Raw genomic sequence first — 23,899 nt, 5'->3', positions numbered from 1 at the left:
ATGAAACGTCGTTAAATATTAATCTCCTTTAAACCGGTTAATACAAAATTACCTTTTTCAGATAGAGTGTCGAAGTCATTCAGACTGAACTCATGGGTATGAAACCAGACAACACGACACGTAGGACAGGTAACCGGTAATTCATCTTCGCCTATTTTCTCGCAATTATGGATAATTTCACCCTGCTCATTCCTGTCGATATTATAACCACTTGTGCAGAGTGTTTCATACCCATGTGCACCTGTGACAATATGAGTGGCTGTTCTTTCTTTAACCTCTCCATTTATTTTTATCTGTTCGCGGGTGGTAATTGTTCGTTTATTGTTCACTGTGCCTCCTGAACGAATGTGGTAATATTATGATACTAATCTTGTATTAACTCTTTCTTCGGTCGGGGAAACGCCTCAGGAAGGACCACGCGATCAAGAAATTTAAAAAGCTCATCACCTTTCAGAAACGTTCTTGAACGGAGTTCATTTACCATATCGTTGTGTACCGAGCGATTAATGTCAAAAAAAAGATCAAGCATTAACTGCTGCTCCGCTTTGAGAGCTATCAATTTACTCTCATTATGCTCTACCTGTTCTTTCGTTTTTGGATGCATGTGATATATGCCACGGGTAAGGTTAGACAGATAAGAGTCTGCTGTTTTCAACCATCGGGCATGATCATTGGAGCTCCCTAATGATTCATGACCGGTATGTGAGCGTTCCCCGGCATTCCCGGCCAACAGTAACAGCATGAACCATTCAGCCATTGTTTTTTCATCAAGGTTATGAGGCTTTAAGCCATCCTGTACATAACCCAGTGAGCCCGAATTATCCGCTTTAGCCTTAGCCACGACCAAAAGATTTGATGGGTACTCATCAAAAGCAGCGTATACCATCGCATGACCCGCTTCATGTGCGGCGATAAATAACCGGTCCTGAACCGTAACCCTGGTCGTTACAGGAGTGCCGTAAGAATAGTTGCCATGATCATGCCGCAAGGGATTGCAATATGATATGCCGGTTTTCGAACAGGTTAAAATAAATTGAGTGAGAGCAATGACAAATAACACACTAATAGCCAGGTTCGGTGTATCGATGAGCTTGTCACCGAAAATGCCAATGGCAGACAGAACAGCAATATACGCGGTAGACCCGTATAACAATGAGGGGTATGTGTTCGGGGAAAGATATAATGGATAAATAAGTATACAGAAAAGTCCACTAATCATAACAAATTTCTGGACTAACACCGCGTCATAGTGTTCTGGGGTGCGGAATAAATGCAGAGACACCCACATTATTAAGCTGCATGCTCCCAGCCGTCCTGTTTCCTTCAGTATGCGGCCGTAAGGAAGAAAGACAAAGAAATGCCTTAACTGTCTCCAGAATCGCTTCTGGCGAGTTTCACGAAGAAAATTTTCAAATAATTTCATTATTTATCGCTTTTGCTCTGCCTTTTCGGTTTTCCGTTGTTTTTTCATTCTCCGTTTTTCCTTGATACCCGCCAGGGTGTAAAGAACAACTGAAGCAATGAAATTTACCAGCGCAGCAAATTCTACCCCCAGATGAATCACTGCCGGTGTGATGGGTAAGAATAAAGCCACAAGAAGCAGAATAAATGAAATGATACACCGTAAGGCCTTCCCTTCCCTACCGTCACCCTGATTATTATGGTTCGCACCGGCACCGATTTTGCTTGTCAAAAAATTCAGGCCGTACGCACACAGGGCGGTTACGACCATGAAAATTGCATAATTCATTATTCCTCCTGGGGTTTTAATCTCAGCCTGACCACATTGACCAGTTTCTTAATGCCGTCCTCGCCTGGAACAAACACATAGCGATACCTCGGCCATGTAGTGTGAGTAAAAACCTCACCAGCTGTTTTCATATCAAGTGGCAAGAATCTTTCTGTCATGCTCTCTGGTAATTTATCTACGGAGATCATCCCTTTCCTGAAACTTTTAACCATCAGAGCAAGCGGGGTTTTGCAATTTTTATTACTCATGGTTTCTGTGTAACGGATCATCCCTCCCATCGTGACCTGAACTTTACCGAGTTCACAATCAAACAATGGCATCACAGGCCAGAAAGGAATTTCAAGACTCGTGCTGGTCAGAGCTTGTTCGTAGCCCTGCTCACTGGTTTCCACCGTTGTGTTAAGTCCCGGGAACAGAGCATGCATAAACCGGATGACCTTGACCACCCCGGGTGTACTGGCTTTGCGCTGATAGATATCAGGCAACCACGGCGATGTACTGGCCCATAAGGTAGTTGAGGCATAGACCTGTTTCTCCATATGCCACAGAAGGGAGGGATCCGACAGAAAATGATGGACTGTAAGCAACTCAGCCAGGAATCTGTCTTCACTCGGTTGTGTCATGGCATGTTTAAAACTGATCTGAACCCGGAAACGTTCCTTAGCGTTCAGAAACGATATTCCGCGACTGACCGCAACCTCGTATCGCCTGTTGGCCGGGTCCGCATGACAAATACCGGTTAAAATCCGGTTCATGCCAACTCCTTAATCACTTCTACCAGCCCGATGCGGGGCAGGACAGAACGATATTTTTCTTCAAAATTCCCGCGCTTCTGCCTTTCACCTTTTTCGTAATCTTTTAACGGGTTAAAGCGGCCCGGTTCACTGAACAAAATTAAAGGTAAAGGTGCCCGGAAGTTAAGTTTGTACGGTCCGGACAGGTCATCAGGATCATCAGGGCTGGTGTACCGGATATTGACGTTAACAGCAGGAAAGTTACTTTCCCGAATGAAACGAAACTTCCTCAGCTGCTCATCTTCATGACAGGCCTCTTCATTGAGCGCTGACAACATCATGATTTCCTCAATGCGCTCCTGCTTCAGTCGCTTAACATCCTGTAATGTCAGACTGATATCGGGCTTTAATTCCGTTAGTTCCCTGCGTAAGCGATCAATAACCGTTTCCAGACGAGTGAACTTATGAACGACCGGAATTTGCCAGGTGAAACCGAGAGTGCGAATTTTCTGAGTCACTATGCGGATGTTACGTGATACCTGCAGGGTTACCAGCCACGGGCAGACCTGATGCAGTATTTCTGACCGGGTGTCCTTATATTGAGTGATACCTTTGACCACATCAGCGAAGTTGTCACGAAGGCGGTTGATTTCACCCACCAGCTCAGTCACCAGGTCATGGTTGTTGTTGACTACAATATACCCGGGATATTTACGGGTGATTTTAGTTGAATAAGGTTCATTTTTGGCCTGGCTTTTATCAACCCGCTGCTGCCGGTAGATATCTACCAGGGTATCGAGATCGGGCTCCGAGTGAGACACTTTAATATACTGTGGCGGGTCATATTCCTCCACGCTACGTGGCTCCGGGAGCGAAGCAAGGTAAGTTGACCCGATATCGCTGTCCCGGAGCAAACTGTGCAGATCATCGAGTTTGCGTAGTTGCTCTTCATTGTAATGTGCGAAGTCAGTATTCATATCTTCTCCCGTTTCAGGTGACCAACGTTGGACGGTAGACGCTAAATGAACTCAGGTAAAGTCTTAAACGTGAGCCACACCGGAAGCCGACGTCCGTCCTGACACACCCGAATCAACCGGTATCGAGTTTTCTCCATTGACACAAGCCAGTAACCAGCAGGGACAGGCCGGTTAATCGTTATCAGCTTCAGTCCGTAAAACCCACACGAAATTAACATGCGCCCGTCGTGCTCCCTGAAAATGAAACTGAAGGAGGGATAAAGCAGCCAGAATGCCGTCAGGTAAATGTACCAGGTATAAGGGACCGTTAGCTGCAGGATTTCATAGTTACGCACCGTCGCTGTAATGAGTCCAAGGCTTAATATTGCCCCTATACCTGCATAGAGTTTAAACGATGGACTTTCGTAGTTCTTCCAGGTAATGCTTCCAATACGGTGCACTTTACACATCGTCTTGCCTCACTGAAATTGTATTTGGCCTTTCATACGGGGAATAATTTCCTTCTCCCACAAAGACCTGGAATTGCCATGCCCCCCCTGAAGTTGCATAGCACAGACTCTGTTAAAAACGGATATCTCTTTCCTGATTGCCTGGGTTTGACGATCCGTGAGTACAATGTATTCCGGTACCAGTTGCATGACACCGTTCATCATTTCAGCCTTCATTATTCCTGGGCCATCTTTTTTGTCAGCCTCATCGGTTTCCTTCACATTGAATCCAAATGAACAAAGAAGCTGACCCTGGGCCTTAGGCCCCATCTGGACACCCCGGCTGTCGACCGTAAAACGAACGATCGCGTGGTCCCCCCCTTCATCACTGGTTATGTTTCTTACCAACATGCTGATTGGAGTCATATGTAACCAGCTGTAGATTCCCAAAACAATTTCTTCTTTTAAAATCATATTCAATTTGTCGGTTCTCTTTTTCTCATTAATGAATATGAAAACATAAAAAACGGCTCTGTAAAGCCCTAATCTGTCGAAAGCAGAGGTTTTGTATTTTTTAATTTGTACTCAATAAAAATTCCGGCCGCATCAGCTGTTGTTATTTCAGACAATATGGCGTCAATGATTTCAGGCTCAGTGATGTTATTAAATCCCAGCTTACGGACCATTTCTTTGACGCGCTCAAAACGTCGAGCCGTGACGGTATCGATGACAAAACTATTTACTGGTACGTCATCAGATACGACAGGCATCTCAGTTAGTTTCATGTTCTTTCTCCAGATCCGGGATGTAAGCAAAATTGAACGCAATGGCTTTTTCCGGGGAATCACCCGCAATGAGCTTTAACCATGAGTAAGAGTCGTGCTGGCTCAGAAAAATAACAAGATAACCTTTGTCTGCACCGTTGCGCTCTTTGATAAACTTTATCTCTTTATCCATTCCGAAGCCCATTGGTCCGTGTATGACACACGATTGCTCAGGAAGCATCGAACTGAACATGGATATAACGACATCTCTTAGCTCTAAATTTTCGTGGGCAATGAAAGCTACCTTTTTACCTTCGTTAACCGAAGCTACAATGCTTTTCACACTTGATTTCACGTTATAGCGATAGACAATCAAGCGGAGGCGAGTCATGCAGAGGCAAATAATACCCGCGCAGCTGACCAGAGCGCCGTACACTGACCCCTCTATAAACCAGTTTAGGCCCCCAACAACCAGTAGCCCCAAAAAAGTAACTATGCTCAGAATGAAAATAAAAAAGTTAATTTTGTGGTCTTTAGGGTACCAGGTAGATGCAACGGCCATGATAGCCATTGCGCCGACTAATGCATACATTGAAAGGTCATACGGGTTACTCATCAACAGTCTCGCAATCGTGACCAGGGCAACCCCTGATAGTTGAAAAATTAGGACATTCCTGGGGAGTTATAAGTCGCTCACCGGCCTCATAACGCTTTTGTAAGTCCATACGTAAAGCTTCTGCGTTGTCACTCCCCAGGAGATAGAGAAGTAACTCGTCATCGGCCAAAAGTAACTTTTCCAGGTCGTAGCATTCGTGTTTGTAGTCCATCATCCCTCCTTGAAACTATTAAATCACAGAGAAAAGGTTAACTTTCTGGACTAAAGACCTAAAATTGCGCATTAGCGATAAATTTTTGATAAAAAAAAAGCGCATAAAATATGCGCTCTTTTTTATAGACAACAATGGGTAATTAATTCATACAGAGCATGTGATTCTTAACTCTTTCTATGAAGTTACTCATTGAGGGAAGGTTTAACTCGTCCCCTATGCGTTGACAGTCAAAAAGCGACTGTGCAGGGGAATAGTTAAATCCTTTATTATTGACAAACTCTAAAATCTCTTTCAGATAGGAGTTTTTGCTACCGGCACTGAAGGAGTTGAGTAAAGGCCCGCGATCTAAAAGTTCACCAGCTGCTTTTTTCGACAAGCTAATGCTTTGCTTGCTTATGATCTTACAATGATAGTAATCAAAGTTATCACTTCCTTCCCAGTCAAGATACTTAGAAGAGTGAAACTCCGAAAGCAAAAGCAACATTGTGCCATGATCGCGAACAACATATAAAAATTCGAAATTACCATTCATCAACGCTTGTTTAACTAAGCGCAAATCAATCTCTATGTCGTAGTCATACCACGGATTGTTAACGAGGGAAGCTGAATGCTTCAGAATGAAGTCTTCTTTTACCCAGTTAAAAACCGCTTCGATATCAAAATCATAATAAAAGTTCATAGTGGGCTCTCCTTAATAAAAAAGAGAGAGAGCCCCCACAGGGAGAACTCTCCCTGTATGGGTTATGAAATTAGTTAATCAGGTCAAAAAATCTTTCTTCCAGTCTGGCCGGGAAAGCTTCATGACCCTTGAGCATCAATACATCATTCCAGTCGACACCTTTTGCACCATCAGGAATGTCCAGTTCAGGTAAATGAACATTAACGCAGACTTTCGCATCAGGATACCGTTCAGCAAGTAAGGGCTCCATACGGCTCTTAAGAACACGTGCAGCGAACTCACCAGCTTGCTTACCGGTTTTGGGGTTAAGCCGATCTTTATCTGCCCAAATCGATAACTCAATGAATTGGCAATCAGAAGGTGGCATTAAATGCTCTGGTATTTCCAGCATTTCCATAAACGTTGAACTTGAAGATGCCCAGCACGGAATTGAGGTCGCCTCTGTGACAGATAACGCATTCTCAATACCTTCACTAATACCCAAAAACCATGACTTTGATTCTTCACAGTAAGTAGGCTTAAATAACTGCATCGAACCACCATTCATCTGGTAGACCGGTTTCATTATTAATTTAGGAAATTGAACATCAGCTTTTTTATGTCCATCATCAGTTAGATGGGTTTTATGGATGGTGCAGTTGCGACCATACTTGTCGTTAAAGATAGTAACCATCGTTGGGTGAAAACTAGCTGGTTTATTATCACCAGGCCAGTAACGCATTTTAGCATTTACCCCCAAACTGGCTGGTAGTTTTGTGAGCATCCTTTTTATTCCGCGCCCTGATAGATAACGAGCAACTAATGAATCGGGTGTCACAAATTTCGTGTACTTATAAACAGCTTCTAACTTGTTTATGCGACTAAGTCTTTCTTCCTCTCCAATATCTGAAAAGGATTGAGCCTTTTTCTCATAAAGAACAATGTTAACACGGTCGGCTTCATTTAACTTTCTATCCTTGGAAACTCCAATCATATCTAGAATGTCTTTTGCAGCCTGCGTTTTACTAAAGTTTTTAAGTTCAGCAATTAAATCGATGCCATCAATGAAAGCATTATGTGGATAATCCTCATGAATAGCATGAACACTTTCTAGGGTCCTATCTTTAAATCTGAATTTCGTTTTGCCACCACCAGTAAACGGGCATTTGACAGAACGCGGTGCTTTTTCCAAAGCCTCCTGAAACTCAGGATAGTACGTTAATACATTACGCCAACCACCCAGCTGCTGCACATGAGATTTGACTAGGTCAAAGGTATCTTGTGCGTGCTGCATAGGGGATTTAGCCGATGAATTATAATTTGTAGAATGACTCATAATACTCTCCTAGCTGACATTGTGGGTTTCACAATGCCTACTGCAATGCAGATAACATTGAGAAACCCACAACGCAGAATGAAGATGTGCCACGAGGTGGCACAATCATTTATAAGACTTCGAAACCATTAGAACGATATTTATTCACCAGTCTTTCAACCGCTGAATCCATCGCTTCGGAGTTAGCTTCTGAAAATTTAGTATCACGTACTAAACGTTCTACTGGCATAATTCCATCAACAACTTCACCTTCAGTGATGTATACCTTGGTTCCAAACATCCCACTGTCTAATTGACGAGAGTCAACACGTACACGTTTAATATATTTATTACCTTTCATATGTTTGCTCCTTAAAAGGCGAGCAAACATACCCAGGCGGGTATATAAGCCCGCAGGGGAAGATAATTAAATTTAAATAAGGCTTCTGATTAGATCTCGATACAAAGAGTTCAATTCAGAAATATCGTTTATTTTTTGAAAATAAACTCCATCAAAGCCTTGAGGTTTACTTATGCCATAACCGACACAAACGATTTCTATGCCATGTTTTTTAGCATTTTTAACAGCTGCACAAACTTCCTCTACTGTGTCTGATGGATCACCATCAGTAGCAATAAAGATAACTTTTCGCGAAAAATTCAAACGATTGAAATATTCAACACACGAATTAATCGCTTTGGCAGTTGGTGTATATAATCCGCTAGAGACATTTTCATAATTAGAAAAGCTTGCAGATACTGTTTTATTAAAAGATTTAATAACATCAATACAATCTACTTGTTGAACTGGATACACAATATCAGCAACATCAATATTGTTTACCGTTTCACAAGCCAGGGTAAAAGCAAGGTTTGCGTTTAAAGCTAAAACAGATACATCACACATAGATGCAGAGATATCACGAAGGTTAATTACACCGACATCAGACCTCTTGTATCCTTCCCCGCTTTTCCTAAACACAGATGTGGCACCCATTGGGACTTCAACAAGCTTTCTATCATGAAGACGAACTCCGCGATCGCTTAGCCTGTTGTTACGCCGTACATTCTGTTTATTCAAAGAAGAAAGTAACTTTCTTAGCTCACGAGAGTTATCCCGTGCGTTGTTATAGTCCTCTTCGGTGAGCGAGATAAAACCAAATCGAAAACCGAAGTGTTTTACATCAGCATCGCTGAAACTAGATGCCATTTGGCAAATAGCTCGTTTAATAGATTCATGAAAATCATGGGAATTATCCTGTTCAAAATCTGTATCCAGGTAATTATCAAGATCTTCAATAGCCTTTCTTAGCTGTGCCGGTGAGAAACTTGGTGTTGAACGTGAAGAAGAATCAGAGTCATCAGAGTCGTCTGACTTATCAGAGTCATCAGAGTCATCAGAGTCGTCAGAATCATCAGAGTCGCCAGAATCATCAGAGTCAACAGAGTCATCAGAGTCATCAGAGTCATCAGATTTGTTCTGCTCCTCTTTATCTTTTAGATCATCACGTAACTTTTCAAATTCTTCATGTAGTTTTAATCCTAACTCGCACGCCATAAGAGTTGAATTAACTCCAGTAGCTTCGAGAATTAAAGAATCAAACCTGTCTTTCATGTCGAACAGAACAGTATCAGCAAGTGCAAAAAAATCATTCAGAATCTCAGGAATACCATCTTGCCCAAGTTGATTAACACGAAGTTTGTTTAAGATATACATTTCAATGTATGAAACGATATTTGAACCATCACCAGTCATACATCCGTCACTAACCATAAATGAATACATTTCTGCCAGCATGGTTTTTGAAAGCCGAAAGAAATTTCCAGTTTTCTCTTCCATCTGAATGTCTTCAAAAAGATTAATGCAGCGATGAAGTCTTTTAAGCTTAATTAGCGCTATTCTTTCATCATTTTTTGATGAAAAACTAGGGTTGCCATCAGGTAGAATACTTTCGAAACCAGGTTGTTTTGATAAATATTCATTTCTAAAATTTTCATACGTTTCAAGTTCAGTATAACGATTATGACCACCTTCATGACATATCCAGCCGCTACATAACTTCCAGTATTTGTCATTACTAAAGTCACCATTTGGTAAAAAAATAGCCTTTGTCTTCATGTTAATGCGTGGTGTTGTATTTGGCCCAAGAAAATGAACATTGAGATCAGGATCAGCACCAATAACACGAGCCATATTATCTACAGCTAACTTACTACGAACTGAGTTGTTAAGTTTAATCGTCATATAGCACCCATAAAAGTTAATGGGCGCACCCATGTGGGTTTGCCCACAAGGGATTAGAAGGAATCAAAAATTCAATGGAGTAGAGAAAGTTACTTTTTTCTGTACCGCATCAGTATTCGAGACCGGGGGTAAAGTAGAAGCCGGGGTATTAGCCTGGGTTACTTTTGTAGCAAAAGGATCAACAAATTTGGATCCAGTTTTATTAGCTAATTGGTCATCTAAATCGTTAAAACGATTTTTGATTTCGCTGATAAAACTAGTCACAAGATCGTCACCATCCATGATTTTGTTCAAACGATTAGTATCACTTAACAGTAACAACCATTCGCGGAACAAACTCATATGAAGTGGTGAATCCAGATTACCAGAAGGAAGATGGTTTAGTACGCTTTGGATAGAATCCGCAATTTTAGTTGCACGATTATCCAGAAACATAAAACTCACAACCTTATCTTTTAAATTAGACAACTTTTCTACAAAAGCCTGGTCAATCTTAGGCTTGGTGCAGGAAGCATAAATAGATTCAGCAGTCAGAGCAATATCTTGAATTAATCCGACTGAATAGCGATCACCTAAATCGTTTCCATCAATTGACATTGGTGTAAATGGAATTGGGTGACTAATCTGGAAAAGAAATGAATTTTCGAAATCCGTTCTTGTCATTCTTAATTTCTCAATTAAGTCTGCGAGTTTTGGACTTCTATCTTTTTCCATCTGAATGTAATATTCATAGTTATCTAGAGCATTCTGAATTCCTTCCTTGAAATATTCGCGGACGGCTTCAACTTCAATTAAATACTCTTCCAGCTTAGAAGTTGGGAGTATATTCATAGAGCTGAACGGAATGCAGTATTTACGTTTGAGTGTACTCAATCGCGTGTGAACAGCGCTTTTAAAGTTCAACGCTTTAGTTGAAATCCATTGGACTTCGACCTTGCTCACACTCGACTGGTCTGATACTTCATCTTCATCAAGAAACTGTCGTATTTCATCGGTTCTACGACGACCCTGACAACCTTCGACATCTACCTTAATAATAACGGCACCATCTTGTAACTCAGGATTACGGTCGATAAAATCTTGAACAGATTTACTGATTTCAGAGGTATCAGCAATAGCAGTGATTTTGACTTTAGCCATGATATTTCTCCAGTATAAACCGGAAAAATATCTCCCAGAGGGAAATATATTTCCCGGTGGGGGTAGGTTAAATTGTTTGTTTAAAATAGGTATCTATTACAATTGCGAAACTGAACGTGATACTTCTTCCGGGTACAGTTGTTCAAGCAAAATTTCAGCTCTACTACATGCTTCAGAAGATAACTTAGAAGTGAATGCAATTTTAAACCCAACAGAAATTTCTTCATCAAGGACTTTGGAGGTAGAAATCCATGAAATCAATTCACGAATATCCATCACCAGTTCGTCATCTTTGAGATTGTTAAGTTCAAAAGCAACTTTTGCAAACATTCTTAAACATGAAGGTTTTAAATCAGGAAAATGGGCTTCGGCTGCACAATACATAGTTTGTTCATCAGGTCGAATCATCGGCAATATTAAAAAACGCTTAATAAATGCAGAGTCCTGGGACTGTGATGAAGCGAAACGCATATCCTCTCCACTCATGTTGGTATTAGCGGTACCGATAAAACGGGTAAAGCGATTTGCATAAATCAACTCGCCACCTTCTTTACCAGTTGCCCACGGTTTACGTTCAAGCGGCATATGAAGCTTAGCGGCCGTATCTGGGTTTATTTTATCAATCTCATCAAGAAGAATGATATGCCCATCACGATAGCCTTGCACAAGGTCACTATAGACATAATGTGTATTGCCATTTTCTAACGTTCTCATACCTTCAAGGTCATCAACAGATAATTCATTATTAATTTGCTTGATGGTGATAGGCCAGTTCAGCATATGGCTGATATATAATGCTAACTCCGTTTTACCAGAACCAGACTCTCCTTGCAGGCAGATACCAGCAGTTACCTCATTATTTAAAAGTAACTTCACCGTACGGCGTAGGGTGATCGGGTTCGGACGATATTTAATGTTTAACGGAGCACGATAAGGCGTAACTTTTTTGAAAATGGGTATAAAATCATTTTCGTTAAAGCAGTCTACATTAAAATGTTCGTTTGCACGGACAACAATATATTCCTCCTCATCCATGTATTCCTTTGCTTTGGTTAACTCATGAGCTTTGAAATATTTAATTTCTAAATCAGAGTTTGCGTTCAAAGTCAGAACATTAGCATTGGTGTTAGCAGCAGTAGCGTGTGTCATATATAACTCCATTAGATATGTATAAAATTAAATGTTTTTGATAATAGCTTTGGAAGTGCTGAAAAGTAATCCGTAGTCAAAACCGTATGCATGAGATATGACCTTACAAGCATCAGAATGTAACCACAGAATATAATCAACAGCTTCTGTTTTGAGAACGTATGAATCGGTACTTTGATCCAGTGTCCAAGCGCCATTTTCACTTAAATAATCAAGGATAAGCATTTGCTCGTCGAAAATCTTTTTTAAGATTTTCAATCTGTCAGCTATTGACCATCGGATTATCAATGATCTCCTTGTGTCACAATATCTTTCATCCAGGAAATATGTCCATTTAATCGGCCCTTTGATGGGATGAGAAAATGTTAAGTTATCAGTTTCCAATGATTTAATAAGATTTTGCATTGACTCTCTTGTTCGTATCTCAAGTAAAAGTCGCGACTTAATAAAACTAATAATTTCATCAGGGTCATATCCAAAACGATGACACACAATTTGAAATTGTTTTGTACAATACCAATCTAACTCAATTTTTAATTTGGGAGTTAAATATCGAAACCCATGGGCATCAATTTTATAAACCATAGACTGGTCTATATGGTACTGAACAGTTACAAACGATGATTCCATTATTTTGTAGAAGAACGTGGAGATATGTTCATCGGACCAACTGAAATCATCGAGCTCTTGGTAGTTATGGTACGATACGTTGTTACCATCATCTTCATCGATTGAGCTTGACTCCACAGGTATATATACCTTTTCCTTAACCTCTTCATCTTCAAATAAGAATCTGAAACTAAGTTGGTTTTCATTCACAATCTTTTTAAATTTACTACTTAAATGCATGATAGGGTTCTCCAAAGGAGAAACCCAAATGGGATTTCTCCCAGTAGGGGGTAAAAAATTATTAACGTGTTAAGAACCGGGAACCGCCGAAACCTTCAATAGGCTTAGGAGCTCTGTGAATCAATTTCTGGGCCTGGACTCTTACAACAGTCAATTCACCAGAGTGAACTTTATCCGTCACCAGACAACCAGATATCATCAGGTTATCGCCTCGTATAATCTCTTTAAACTCCTTATCATACAGGTCTTGAGGTATTTTCACCTGAATCGATGAAACTACCATTTCTATTTTACCATTTCTATCCATTTCCTGTTTGTTATCCAGTATTAGCATAATAGTGTCATATTCAGGACGAATAATAACCTTATTAACTTCACCGGATACGCAAACGGTATTAATGTGATTTGTATACATATTAGGTCTCTTTTAAAAAAGTAAAAAGAGACCCAGAAGGAGTCTCTTTTCTCCTTACGGAAATGAAATAACAAAACTAAATATTAATGCAATCATCTTTAATCACCTTCCCTTGAAACAAGAAAGGAATTAAAAAAAACCAGAATAACTAAAAAAATTATAAAGACTAACAGAGATACCATATGCAATAAGAGCACAAGCAGAACCTTTCAGTACTCTTGAAACTGTTACATCATAGAGTTTACCTGAGTCTTTAAGATCGTCTTTCTTAGCTTCGATCATAACTTCATTATCTTGATTCTTTTCCATTGCTGCTCGGGCTTTCAATTCATCATCTTTCAATGATGCTTCAAGCTTAAGCAGGCGAGGCATTAAATCAGCAACAACAAAATCAAAACCATTTACTTTGTGGATCATCATTTCTTTGAAAGATAAGTCATAATGCTTATCCTTAAGGCCAAACTCCTGCATCAAAGGCTTCAATTTACCATAAAGGTTATTGAGGTCCTGATGAGGGGATTCAACAGTCTCAATAAAGTGCTGACGTTTATAAAAAACATGCACCTCATCTAAGACCATTTCAAGCCATTGACCCACTTTAACAGCTCCAAGCTTAATCAGTTTTTCTTTACCGAAGTTAAGATTTTCTGATGTGATGATAGAGCTAATATTCAACTCAACAAATTTTTTATCTAGAGATGACAAAAAATCTTCGAGGTTTTTTTCACGCGGAATATCAGGAAACTCTTCAAGAAGTTGCTCAGCCTCATCGAGGTCGATCTCCTTAATGAATGCATCACCAACATTAACGCTATAGATTACAGAACGTTCACAACCAACTAAATGCTTCAGTTTAGAACTTTCTTCAAGCGCTTTTAACTCGATTACGCGGCTGACAGATTCTGTCATGTACCAGACGTATGTCTTATCGTTATCAGAGCCCTTTTCTAATTTAGATATATCACTACCAGTATTTGATGGTGGGATTTCTTCACCATAAAATGCTTTAGCATGAGCCATCAAAATTGAGTCTTTATCAATTTTGTTAGCAGCCGGTCGTGAAGTTCTAGCAGTAGTGGAGCTTTTAGCACGAGTAGCAGCTGTAGCATTAGATTTAGCAGTAGATTTAGCAGTAGTAGAAGTAGTCATTTTATATACCTTTAAATTTAGTGTTAATTCAATTGAACCGTGTTTACAGTTTTGTTGAAATTGGCGAATGCCGTCGTTTATCACCCGGAAGCAACAAACCGCCTGAATTTATACTTTTCTGGCATTAAAAAGTCCGTAGAAAGTCACTTTTAAAAAAGTAATTAAGCTACGAGTTGTGGAAATACAGATGTGAGAAATCGCACCAGCGCCACTTTTTTTTGGAAGAGGCTCTGGTGTCGAAACTCAAAATTGAGCTATCCATTTATGGATATCTTAGAAGAGATAAAGGTATTAAAAGTAAATCTATTGAGAAGTTTATACATCATTCGTGTTTCATTGTAAACACAAATCTTCATTACCCTCGATAACTGCATTTTCTTCTGATAACTCAACAACTTTAGGGAACGACTCAGTTATAAATTCTGATGGTTTGCCATTCCAGGTAATGTAAAGCTCTAGCTCTGCCCTGGTCATCCCAACAAAAAACAAACGTCTCTCCTCTTCTATTCCTTCCTCACCAATAACCTTCGGTGAAGGTATTTGATCATGGTTACAGTTAATGATGATTACTTTTTTCCATTCGAGTCCTTTTGAGCCATGAAGCGTACAGAGGCAGATCCCGTTTTGCTCTGTTTCACTGGTTTCCTTTTTACTTCCCATGGTCATTCCAGCTGCAATATTCAGCATCTTGAGCCATCCATCTTTTATGGCCCATCGGTAACAGGACATTAAAGAGATACGGGTTACAGACGGGTCTCCTTTTGTATTCGACATCTTGTAACCGGCCATCCCCAGCCAATCTTTGATTTTTTTAAAACGGTCTTCAATTTCTTCTTTTATCAGTGTATCTGTCATCATCGATACCATGTGCTTATGAAGCGTTTTTGTAAGAACAGATACATCATGAGGGAGGTCAATTTGTTGAAAAGTTACTTTTCTGGTGCTCATGGTTTTCCAGACCATATCCAGAATTTGCTCATCCTCATTGAAAAAGGACAGCACTCTTTTCATCAGCCCAATGTTGCCAGGCTGTCGGAAAAAGGAGAACAGGTGAAGGATGTTACTTGGCTCTAACCCTTCCCAGAATGATTTACCCCCTATCCTTGTTACAGGCATTTCAAGGTAGCTTTCCATCTTGTCTAGGGTTGTGTTGTTTCGGCTGAGGATTGCCCAGTCATGAGGGTTTCGCTCCACCAGCTCCTTAATCACATCGAATTGGTCCTCAGCGTTAGCTGACCGTATAAAAGTTACTTTCCCCTTATCACCTTTTCTGCCAGAAACGAGGCTCTTCTCATAACGGGCCTTGTTCTTCCTGATAACGGTATCTGCATACTTGAGGATCAGCGGAGCGCACCTGAAACATTTTGTCAGGTGAAAAACGTTAGGGTTGTATGCTTTGTCAAACTGACGAAAAATCTTTACACCACCGGCATCTCTGAAACTGTAGATGGTCTGGTCATCATCTCCAACAATCGTTGTGTTGATTCCCCTCTTTGCATGCTCAGATATCCAGGTAAATTGAATACTATCGGTGTCCTGCACTTCATCAACAATCAGATGCGTGATGCTTAATGGTCTCATCTTGTCGGCACTCAACATGCCCACTACATACTTTGATAGTGAGTTGAAGTCAGCAACATTATCCTTTTTGCAAAAGTTCATGTACTCGTTGTAGAAGGCCACCTGTTCGCGTGTATATTTAATCCTGATAATGTCTGGGTTCAGCTCACGACCAATCCCGTCAATGAATGGCATAATGTCGTAGACACCTTCATGGTAGTTAAGGTGTTTTTGAACTCGGGAAACCATTGCCATTTGCTTGTGACCAATCAGCAGCCCACCGTTCCAGCCTGACTGGTTAACCATTTTTTTTATAAACCCGTGGAAAGTATCTACCTCTATCCTACTCATAAACTTAGGCTCTATCATTTTCTGGAGGCTATTTTTTAATGAGTCTGTCGCTGCCCGGGTAAAGGTGACTAGAGAAACCCTTGCCAAAGGATGGCGCTGAAAAATGGACTTTGTACCTTCTTTCATCGTGAATGATTTCCCACTTCCTGGGCAGGCTATAACCATAGTGTTTTTATCCATGTTTCGTATAACACGGTCTTGTTCTTCAGTACTCGATGCCATCTTAGCTCCTATATTTCCAAGTGTTTATCATGACACAATCAGGAGGATTTTTTTGGGAATAGTGTCTATTTAAGAAGGTTGTCAATTTTTATTCATTTTAATGTTTGCTCATCTGTAATTAACTTGCACATAAGAAGATCAATCTTAACTCAGTTCACTCTTATAAACTCTCACTGTTTATGACAAAAACAAAGCTGGAACAAAAAATACCCCCTTGCACAATGAATTTTATATGGAATAATAAAATTAAATAAACCACTGGGACACTTAAATGAAAAAGACACTGACCACTGTATTGGCTTGCACACTTCTTGCAGGTTGTGCTACGCAACCAACCAGTCCGGAAAACCGCATGTTTACTAAAATGCATGACGTCTACTGGCACTCAGATCCTCAGAAATCCCTAGCAGTAAACGCGTATTCGTTGGCTGGGGTTCAGGTAAACGTCGAAGAAGCTGAGAATGCCTCTGGAGGCGTCGATGAGGGGCTTGCCTCTAAAATGCTTTTGAACACGGCGACAGGAGCTATCACCGGCGGACTCAAAGCTGGAATTGGGATGTTTACCGCATCACTTTATAGTGAAGCAGATGCGGAATACATCCAGACCCCACAATTTGTCGTTTTCGTGCCAAACCCAACTAAACTTCCATACAATGATTCGGCACTTGTAAAAAATGGGGCAAAAATAATTATCGATGCTATCAAAGATCATCCTAAACTAAACAATGCTACTTACTCACAACAAATCAAAGCTCTTTCTGAATGTACAATAAGTAAGTCCTTTATGGGGCCTTGGGATACGTGTGAGACTAAAACTGAAGTACCGCAATCTGGTAGTAATGGAACAACCTTCTTTAAGTATCAAGTAATCCGTCCAGCCACTGGGTCAGAACTAGATGAATTACATATGAAAGCTGGTAATTATACAGTTATACGATATGTCTACTTTATGGTGAAGGGACTATCTTTTGATACCACTGGTTTCCCTGGGTTTACACTAATGCCTCAAACACCAAAAACGGCCCCGGGCTATGCAAGTGTATCTATAAATGGCGGAGAATATTACTTTATCAAGGGTGGTTTAGGATATAAAAAATTCCCTTTAAAAAAAGGCATTGATTAAAAATATTATAATCTGACCGGGCTATACCCGGTCAGATGGTTATTTGATAATAGCTCCGGTAATAGGGTCCGTGTAAACTGAACCTACATCGCAGATTGCTGGTCTTGGTAAGTATGAACAGTCAACATTTTCTGCTTTCAAAGCCTGCGTATTCTCTTCCCTAGCTTTTGTCATGTTGACATCACCACCCATTGACTCTAATGCTCTTTCAGAAGGTAACTGTGCATTGTCGTTCTTATAAGGACCCATGTTAGCAACTGAGCTTTCTGTAAATGTTGCATATTCATCGGGGACCTCCCCTGCTACAACGGCAGACTCAATATACTCAGTCATGTCTATTTTATCCCAGTCAAGTTGCTGAACCTGAGATATGGTTAACCCTACACAACCACTTTCTATGGGATTAATACCTAATTGAGGATAAGCCTGCTGCATTATAACTCGCGATAATAACGAGTTGTAACAACACATATCAGTTGCTTTTTTAATACATTTCTTTGTGAATCCAACGTTCAGATATTTAACACAACGGTCGGTATCAATTACAAAACATGCTCCTTGATTCTTGTGTATTGATGCCTCCATTTCCTTTTGGTCACAGGCAAGAAGCATTTCGAGAAGCATTTTTGTTATTTGATAAGCTGTATAAATCCAACCAATAACATTCAAGGCCAACATAAAGTTGGTAACAGCTGAGGAAAAAACAGCCTGCCCGGCTGCACTTGCTGTTTTATCAAAAACAAAGTCCCTAATTGCGTCGGGTAACATGTCGTAAGCTTTATTCATTAACTGCTGTTTAATTGCAGCGAGTCCTCCAGTCTGTAACCCGTCTTTGGTAAGCTCAGTTGCGGCTGCGGAACCACCCCCCTCTACTGTGGTTGATCCAATCAGTTTAGAAACGTTGCCTGTAACTGACTCATACACTGACGTCAGGGGTTCGGTCACTCGTTGCCACATTTGACCCACACTTGACGATACTCCGGACGTCCATTGCCCTACTGAATTAGTCATAGAGGCCCAGGTACCGGATTCGCCTCCAGTCCAGGTCGTCAACTTAGCTGAGATTTTACTCCAGTTTGTATTTCTCAACATGGTACCTGCCAGGATAATGGCTTCAAGCTTACCAGCTGCTCCTTCAGGAGCTTCGCAGCAGTCAGTTTTTGCGAGTCCATTAACAAAACCTACAGAGCGACCGCACCATTGCTTCTCACCAGAAAAAACAATGCAGGAGTTTGAATCATTTGGGTCGCTGCACATTGCGTCACCCTGCATATTCTGGACCATGCTTGTGTAGGCAACAACTTTTCCAAAATCTTTATTTTCCTCATTTGCACCAGTATTACACGTACCACCAGAACATGGGATCATACCTATGCAAGTATTAGACTCATTAGTAATAGTAACGGTTCTTGTTGTGCCTTCATCGCAAGTCCATTTTTGTTCATACATATAGCATTGATTCGTGCCTTCATCGAACCATCCTTCTGCACACGATTGTTTTGACATCGAACACGACGAGTTTGTGGAGTATTTGGAGCATGCATCTGGCATGGTCTTTATATCATCGTAGTTGTAACAGGCATCATTCCCATCAGCATCTTTCAAGATATTACCTGATGCGTCATACTGACATAATTTTTCTTTTCCTAGTGGGTCACAGAAATAACCTTCTAGGTTTGTTTTCCAGGTTATATTGTTTGTGTCTCCGTCATAAAGAGGTGACGCATATTGCAGAATAGACTGTGGTAGTCGTTTTGTTCCAACATCCAAATCGTTAAATCTATCAAAGCGACAAAATGAGTCTGTTTTTTTTACAGCTTCATAGCACCCTGCTGGTTCTTGTATGTGTTTGTCTTCAAGTTTAATATTTTCAAATATCAATTCTACTTCAAAATACCCTTCGCCTTTACCACCTACCCATACAGTGGATGACATTTCAACTTCATTGTCTGACTCATCGTATACTGATTTTTTGACTTGTTCAGTAACATCAATAGGCTCTTGTAGTTTATTTGATGTTTTTCTCTCAAGACCATTTCTTGGCGAACCATAACCCGGATCACGATATTCACCATCTATATGTGCGAAAATTTGGGTGTTATCTATTTTGACCTGCATGTGATCATCCCATTCTGCAGAAACTATTTTGGCAGATTTAATGACAGCATCCTGGTGAAAATGAAGTGACATACTATTTTCATGCACGCCCTCATCAAAATAGTCATCACCATGTCGTCCGAACCAGACTCTTATACAATTGTCACCACATACGCTTAGGTCGCCATTTCCTCCTGAAATGTATACAGGAACACTAAATTCACGAGTTATCGTACAACTGCTGTAATTATCCTTTTTAGGTGCATTACAGTAATACTCCTTATAATCTGGAGTGTGTTTGTCAATTGTTGAAGTAGTTGTCTGCGTTGAGCAATTCTGTAGCCACTGCCCTGTTCCGGCTGCTGCATTGGCAATCTCGCTTCTTCCACTCGTGAACATAGGGTCATTTGGTGAAATATTAGGTATAGGATTCGACTTGGTAGCAGACACCAGCGACCGGTAGGCCTGGCCGTCATAGCTGTTTGCTGTAAAAAGCTGACTTTTCCTGTTTTTAATATCCTCTACAAACCCCTTCTCATCCCCATAACTGTCATCTGCATTAAACTGAACATCAGCATTATTTTGCTCTGAACTGTACATTTCAGCCGTATTGGTGCCCGTTATTCTGCCACCAGCATTAGGGTTAGGTTTAATTGATATACTTCCATCTTCATTCCGGGAAAGTAACTTTCCTCCATTTTCAGTTCCATTAATTGTTATGTTATTCCCACTCATCTTTGGAAGTGAAACTGTTCCTGCTATATCAGCTCCGTCTGTTTTTGCAAAGTTTAATACATCCTCATTAGAAAACTGCTTACCACTGTACTTACTCATATCAACACTTGAAGAGCCAGTGTTGTCGTATGAATTCAGTTTCTCAGTGTATGAACCCCCTTCACTACTCTTATATTTTTCCAGAATATTATCTGTCGTAACCGTTGCGGTTCTGTTTGCAGCGGGGTTACTTAGGTCAAAGGTATTTTCAAGACTCTCATATATTTCGTTTGCGGCATAAACCCTTGGGGTCAATACCATGTTTATCAGGGTGACATAATATGCCCAACTCAGTGTGTTAGTTATTATGGATACGGATAAAATCAAAGAAATAATTTTTTTCATATGTTTTACCGTTATCAAGGGATATATCTAACGCAACAGTCATTATATCTCCACAGCATATATACGTAGTTATTAACACCTATTCGTTTACGCCCGCCTTTTCTAGTGGACCAGTCATGGACTGAATCACCTAATCGATGGCAACACTCAGGCCCTTCTGCTTCCGGAACGGGGTATAACATCGACAAACGATATTGCGATCTTGGCATGAAGTAACTAAATCCTCGCTCACACATCGCATCCTTACCCATCGTTTGCATCAGCATTCCTTGTCTGTGAAGTTTTGTTATCATTCGTTGTGTCAGCAAAGATGAAACTCTGACTGAATCGTCGTTCGCAAATACGTGGCCCGTTAACGGATATAGATTGCCATCGCATCCGGCGCAAAAGTGTGCACTCAAGTTATCTGCCCCTGCAGTCACTTTGACGCAGTCTGCTGCACACCACATAGAAGCAATAGGGTTTGCAAACACTACAGCCTCTGGATTCAGAACGAGCGTAAGAAGGTCATTTTCCCAAAGAGGGTCTACCTCACTTATATATGTCAGAGACGGATCAATGTATGGCTCGGCCGTACAATCCCCCATGATGAGAAGCTTTAGCATGACCAGTATCGGGAATTCCCATAAATGAACATCATAAAACCCCGCTTCGTTACCACCTTTCGGTTTATTGGTAGCGCCTTTGCCCATATCAAAACTCGATGCCTGCAGGCTTACACCTTCGAGAACTGGTGAACACCACGGGGACTGAACTACTTCAACCATTTTTACTGGTTGAAAGAACGAAAGCTGCCAGCCAACCTCAGGAACCCCGTTCTGGTCAGTACAGAAACAAACAGGTTCTGAAGGGGCTGCTCCTTCTGGTGCTTTACCTACTCCCATAATTCTCATAGGGAAAATACAGCTCCAGCAAATATTTTTGATTAGCCCTTTCCATACGCCAGCTGATTGACAAATACCACTACCGTTTTCAGCACCTATTGCCATACGAGGGAGCGCCAGAGAAAGCATAAGGGCAGTAAATGCGGGCAAAAGTAACTTTTTAATCATTCCGCAATTCCTTTCTCTGATTGTTTGTTTACGCGGGTATATTCACGCACATCTGCCTGAGCAAATTGCTGGACTTTAAAATAGGCCCCTTCAACTGAAATTATTGATGGTGTGGCTTTAATGAGAAAACGATTAATGATTTCAGGATTAATTTTGTACATCTGGCCGTAAAATTGACCCCGTAGCTCTTCAAGGTGTTTCCAGCCGTCATCCCGTTTCAGACGAGTAAAGATAGGCATAACCTTACCTTCCCCAAAACGATGCATAAACTGTATTTTTGCCCAGTCGAGCTGCTCAGAGCTCATTGGATCAAAGATAATCATCGTCAGTTTTTGCGGGAACTGTGCGAGCGGGTTGCCTCGCTGCCCTGCTGCGGCCAGCAGGTTGCCCTGGTTGTCTTTGATGTCCTGGTTAACCTGAATAGTCGGGTCGATGTACCAGATTTTATTTTCATCAGTAACGGGAAGTGATGCCATCCACTGATTGTTCCAGGTGTCTTTAATGGCGTTTCTTTTTGCCGCCTCCCAGTCATATTTGCTGCTTCTTTCTTCGAGTTCCTGAATAATGCTTTTCTCTTTAACAGGGAATGTTTGAGCTGTCACCGGGAAGGTCGTCCTGTCTGGATCTTCCTCAATCTGTTTCATGAAATATTTAATGTTAATAGAACCACTGATTTTGTAGGTCTTATCATCTTTTCTGTAAACCATCGTAGGAACTTCTTTCACACCGTACTGGGTGAAGCTTTCTGGATCGAGGGTTACTAACGGCTCTGTTTTAACTTTTGAATTGGCGATATAGGCTTTCAAAACTACCTGCATCTGAATGAGGTTATCTACCCCATCTTTAAGTCCACGGAAAACAACACGTGCTTTATTCTCAGATGCCGTCTTTATCAGGTCATTTAATACGTAGTCTGGCATACTAAATGATGCAAAAATTGTTAACCCGTTATCTGTCGACAGCTCTTCATTTCGGTTGTTATCTAATTTACGTTCGAAATCCTGTGCCGTAATACCCGACTTCCCAAACATTTTTTCAACGTTAGAAGACTGGGTTCGCATTGTCTGGTTTTTCGAATTGTTGATAGTGTCGGCTTCTTCTGCATAGGCCTCAGTAGGCTGATTCTTTTTAATGTCCTGCGCTATATCACTCATTGCATTAGATTCACGCATCTTACCAGTGTGCTCTATTACTGCACGAACACTGTCAGAAACCGAGCTGGGATTGTATCGAGGTGTACCGACAATAGACTCCATGCTTTGCGGTTTCGAAGGGTTAATCGCGTCATCTGCATATGACAGAGGGGTGGCTAAAAGGTAGCAAAAAAGTAACTTTTTAAGGCATTCAGAATACGGCATATGCTTTTCCTGTGATTGTCGTTTCTGGTACTGTTCCCCAAAAACGGGAATCCCATGAGTAATCGGTTTGGCCTACAACGAAAATGTGACCTGCGGGAACCGTAATTTCACGGTTCAATGTCTGCGAGTCAATCTGATATTTTTTGGCAATACGTCTGCCGTCCACCGGGAAAATACGTTCTCCGTTTTTGACGAATGTTTCTGTAATCTGGATTTTGTCCCCACCTTTACCAGCAACGATTTTTATTACCTTATCACCTGGTTTAATGAATCGAACATCTCTGTCCATGGTGAAGTTAATCATGTCCCCAATTTCATAACTCTTATCATGGTTATCCACCATGTAATACTCAGCAGGAATACAGCCGTACAGTAGCCCGTGGCCCAGGGTGAAGCGTGAAAAGAACAGGTGCGTTAATACCGCTATGATCACAAGGTGCAGAATAAGAGATTTATCTACTCTTAAAAAACCCCTTTGGTGCGGAGAAAGATATCTTAGGGACATCAACATAAGATGGGTCCTGATTGATTATTTCTGAATATTATGCCCCAAAGAAAAAAACCATTTTCTTAATAACAGGATGATTTTAATGATTTACCCAAAAAAAATAGCC

At 40.8% G+C, this 23,899-nt stretch carries 24 protein-coding genes; 1 reads left to right on the top strand and 23 read right to left on the bottom strand.

The features are described from left to right. Positions 1-11: 11 nt before the first annotated feature. The 19 genes from L2I46_RS24355 to L2I46_RS24265 all read right to left on the bottom strand — a co-directional run bounded on the left by L2I46_RS24355 (position 12) and on the right by L2I46_RS24265 (position 16,536). Entirely contained in the window at positions 12-329 is a 318-nt protein-coding gene (locus L2I46_RS24355; protein ID WP_024266348.1) for a hypothetical protein, read from the bottom strand. Between the two features lie 35 nt (positions 330-364). Then, a complete protein-coding gene (locus tag L2I46_RS24350; protein WP_024266349.1) occupies positions 365-1,423 on the bottom strand; it encodes a hypothetical protein in 1,059 nt (352 codons plus the stop codon). A gap of 3 nt (positions 1,424-1,426) precedes the next feature. Next, entirely contained in the window at positions 1,427-1,750 is a 324-nt protein-coding gene (locus L2I46_RS24345; protein ID WP_014839934.1) for a hypothetical protein, read from the bottom strand. Continuing rightward, a complete protein-coding gene (locus tag L2I46_RS24340; protein ID WP_014839935.1) occupies positions 1,750-2,505 on the bottom strand; it encodes a hypothetical protein in 756 nt (251 codons plus the stop codon). The genes L2I46_RS24345 and L2I46_RS24340 overlap by 1 nt, the downstream gene beginning before the upstream one ends. After that, the gene (locus L2I46_RS24335; protein ID WP_014839936.1) at positions 2,502-3,461 is read right to left on the bottom strand and encodes a DNA replication terminus site-binding protein; all 960 of its coding nucleotides are present in this window, start codon (positions 3,459-3,461) and stop codon (positions 2,502-2,504) included. The genes L2I46_RS24340 and L2I46_RS24335 overlap by 4 nt, the downstream gene beginning before the upstream one ends. 458 nt (positions 3,462-3,919) lie before the next feature. Next, on the bottom strand, positions 3,920-4,363 hold the full coding sequence (locus L2I46_RS24330; RefSeq protein WP_017901130.1) for a hypothetical protein: 444 nt from the start codon (positions 4,361-4,363) through the stop codon (positions 3,920-3,922). A gap of 68 nt (positions 4,364-4,431) precedes the next feature. Further along, positions 4,432-4,674 carry a hypothetical protein gene (locus L2I46_RS24325; RefSeq protein WP_017901131.1) on the bottom strand — a complete coding sequence of 81 codons (243 nt, stop codon included), beginning with the start codon at positions 4,672-4,674 and terminating at the stop codon, positions 4,432-4,434. Then, positions 4,661-5,269, bottom strand: coding sequence for a hypothetical protein (locus L2I46_RS24320; protein ID WP_017901132.1), 609 nt, complete (start codon positions 5,267-5,269; stop codon positions 4,661-4,663). The genes L2I46_RS24325 and L2I46_RS24320 overlap by 14 nt, the downstream gene beginning before the upstream one ends. Next, on the bottom strand, positions 5,262-5,483 hold the full coding sequence (locus tag L2I46_RS24315) for a hypothetical protein (protein WP_223226682.1): 222 nt from the start codon (positions 5,481-5,483) through the stop codon (positions 5,262-5,264). Before L2I46_RS24315 ends, L2I46_RS24320 begins: the two co-directional genes overlap by 8 nt. A gap of 139 nt (positions 5,484-5,622) precedes the next feature. Further along, positions 5,623-6,162, bottom strand: coding sequence for a hypothetical protein (locus L2I46_RS24310; RefSeq protein ID WP_017901134.1), 540 nt, complete (start codon positions 6,160-6,162; stop codon positions 5,623-5,625). A gap of 70 nt (positions 6,163-6,232) precedes the next feature. Next, entirely contained in the window at positions 6,233-7,477 is a 1,245-nt protein-coding gene (locus tag L2I46_RS24305; protein WP_024266351.1) for a DUF7146 domain-containing protein, read from the bottom strand. Between the two features lie 109 nt (positions 7,478-7,586). After that, entirely contained in the window at positions 7,587-7,817 is a 231-nt protein-coding gene (locus L2I46_RS24300) for a hypothetical protein (RefSeq protein WP_017901136.1), read from the bottom strand. Between the two features lie 72 nt (positions 7,818-7,889). Continuing rightward, complete coding sequence (locus tag L2I46_RS24295) at positions 7,890-9,701, bottom strand: VWA domain-containing protein (protein WP_236948283.1); 1,812 nt, start codon at positions 9,699-9,701, stop codon at positions 7,890-7,892. A 63-nt stretch (positions 9,702-9,764) separates the two neighbouring features. Further along, positions 9,765-10,841, bottom strand: coding sequence for a DUF3150 domain-containing protein (locus L2I46_RS24290; protein ID WP_014839940.1), 1,077 nt, complete (start codon positions 10,839-10,841; stop codon positions 9,765-9,767). A gap of 96 nt (positions 10,842-10,937) precedes the next feature. After that, positions 10,938-11,990, bottom strand: coding sequence for an ATP-binding protein (locus L2I46_RS24285; RefSeq protein ID WP_017901140.1), 1,053 nt, complete (start codon positions 11,988-11,990; stop codon positions 10,938-10,940). 27 nt (positions 11,991-12,017) lie between these two features. Continuing rightward, positions 12,018-12,839 (bottom strand): hypothetical protein, encoded by an 822-nt coding sequence (locus tag L2I46_RS24280; protein ID WP_017901141.1) that lies wholly within the window; start codon positions 12,837-12,839, stop codon positions 12,018-12,020. A 61-nt stretch (positions 12,840-12,900) separates the two neighbouring features. Then, entirely contained in the window at positions 12,901-13,254 is a 354-nt protein-coding gene (locus L2I46_RS24275; protein ID WP_017901142.1) for a hypothetical protein, read from the bottom strand. Between the two features lie 129 nt (positions 13,255-13,383). Further along, positions 13,384-14,403: a hypothetical protein gene (locus tag L2I46_RS24270; RefSeq protein ID WP_100250026.1), complete on the bottom strand. Its 1,020-nt coding sequence runs from the start codon at positions 14,401-14,403 to the stop codon at positions 13,384-13,386. Between the two features lie 333 nt (positions 14,404-14,736). After that, positions 14,737-16,536: a UvrD-helicase domain-containing protein gene (locus L2I46_RS24265; RefSeq protein WP_024266356.1), complete on the bottom strand. Its 1,800-nt coding sequence runs from the start codon at positions 16,534-16,536 to the stop codon at positions 14,737-14,739. A gap of 271 nt (positions 16,537-16,807) precedes the next feature. Between L2I46_RS24265 and L2I46_RS24260 the strand changes: the two genes are divergently transcribed. Continuing rightward, positions 16,808-17,659 (top strand): hypothetical protein, encoded by an 852-nt coding sequence (locus L2I46_RS24260; RefSeq protein WP_024266357.1) that lies wholly within the window; start codon positions 16,808-16,810, stop codon positions 17,657-17,659. Positions 17,660-17,698: 39 nt separating this feature from the next. Here the strand turns inward: L2I46_RS24260 and traN are convergent, their stop codons facing one another. Genes traN through lepB form a run of 4 tightly spaced genes read right to left on the bottom strand, consistent with a single transcriptional unit; the run spans position 17,699 to position 23,796 of the window. Further along, positions 17,699-20,875, bottom strand: coding sequence for a conjugal transfer protein TraN (gene traN / locus L2I46_RS24255; protein ID WP_024266358.1), 3,177 nt, complete (start codon positions 20,873-20,875; stop codon positions 17,699-17,701). 14 nt (positions 20,876-20,889) lie between these two features. Then, a complete protein-coding gene (gene trhU, locus L2I46_RS24250; RefSeq protein ID WP_014839942.1) occupies positions 20,890-21,927 on the bottom strand; it encodes an IncHI-type conjugal transfer protein TrhU in 1,038 nt (345 codons plus the stop codon). Then, on the bottom strand, positions 21,924-23,285 hold the full coding sequence (locus tag L2I46_RS24245; protein ID WP_014839943.1) for a TrbC family F-type conjugative pilus assembly protein: 1,362 nt from the start codon (positions 23,283-23,285) through the stop codon (positions 21,924-21,926). Before L2I46_RS24245 ends, trhU begins: the two co-directional genes overlap by 4 nt. Continuing rightward, positions 23,272-23,796 (bottom strand): signal peptidase I, encoded by a 525-nt coding sequence (gene lepB / locus L2I46_RS24240; protein ID WP_014839944.1) that lies wholly within the window; start codon positions 23,794-23,796, stop codon positions 23,272-23,274. Before lepB ends, L2I46_RS24245 begins: the two co-directional genes overlap by 14 nt. Positions 23,797-23,899: the final 103 nt, after the last annotated feature.

Origin of the sequence: Klebsiella sp. 2019SCSN059, from assembly GCF_021739525.1 — a bacterium.
GTDB lineage: Bacteria > Pseudomonadota > Gammaproteobacteria > Enterobacterales > Enterobacteriaceae > Klebsiella > Klebsiella quasipneumoniae.
The sequence above is the reverse complement of the archived record's forward strand: the minus strand, read 5'-3'. Positions and strand labels throughout refer to the sequence as shown.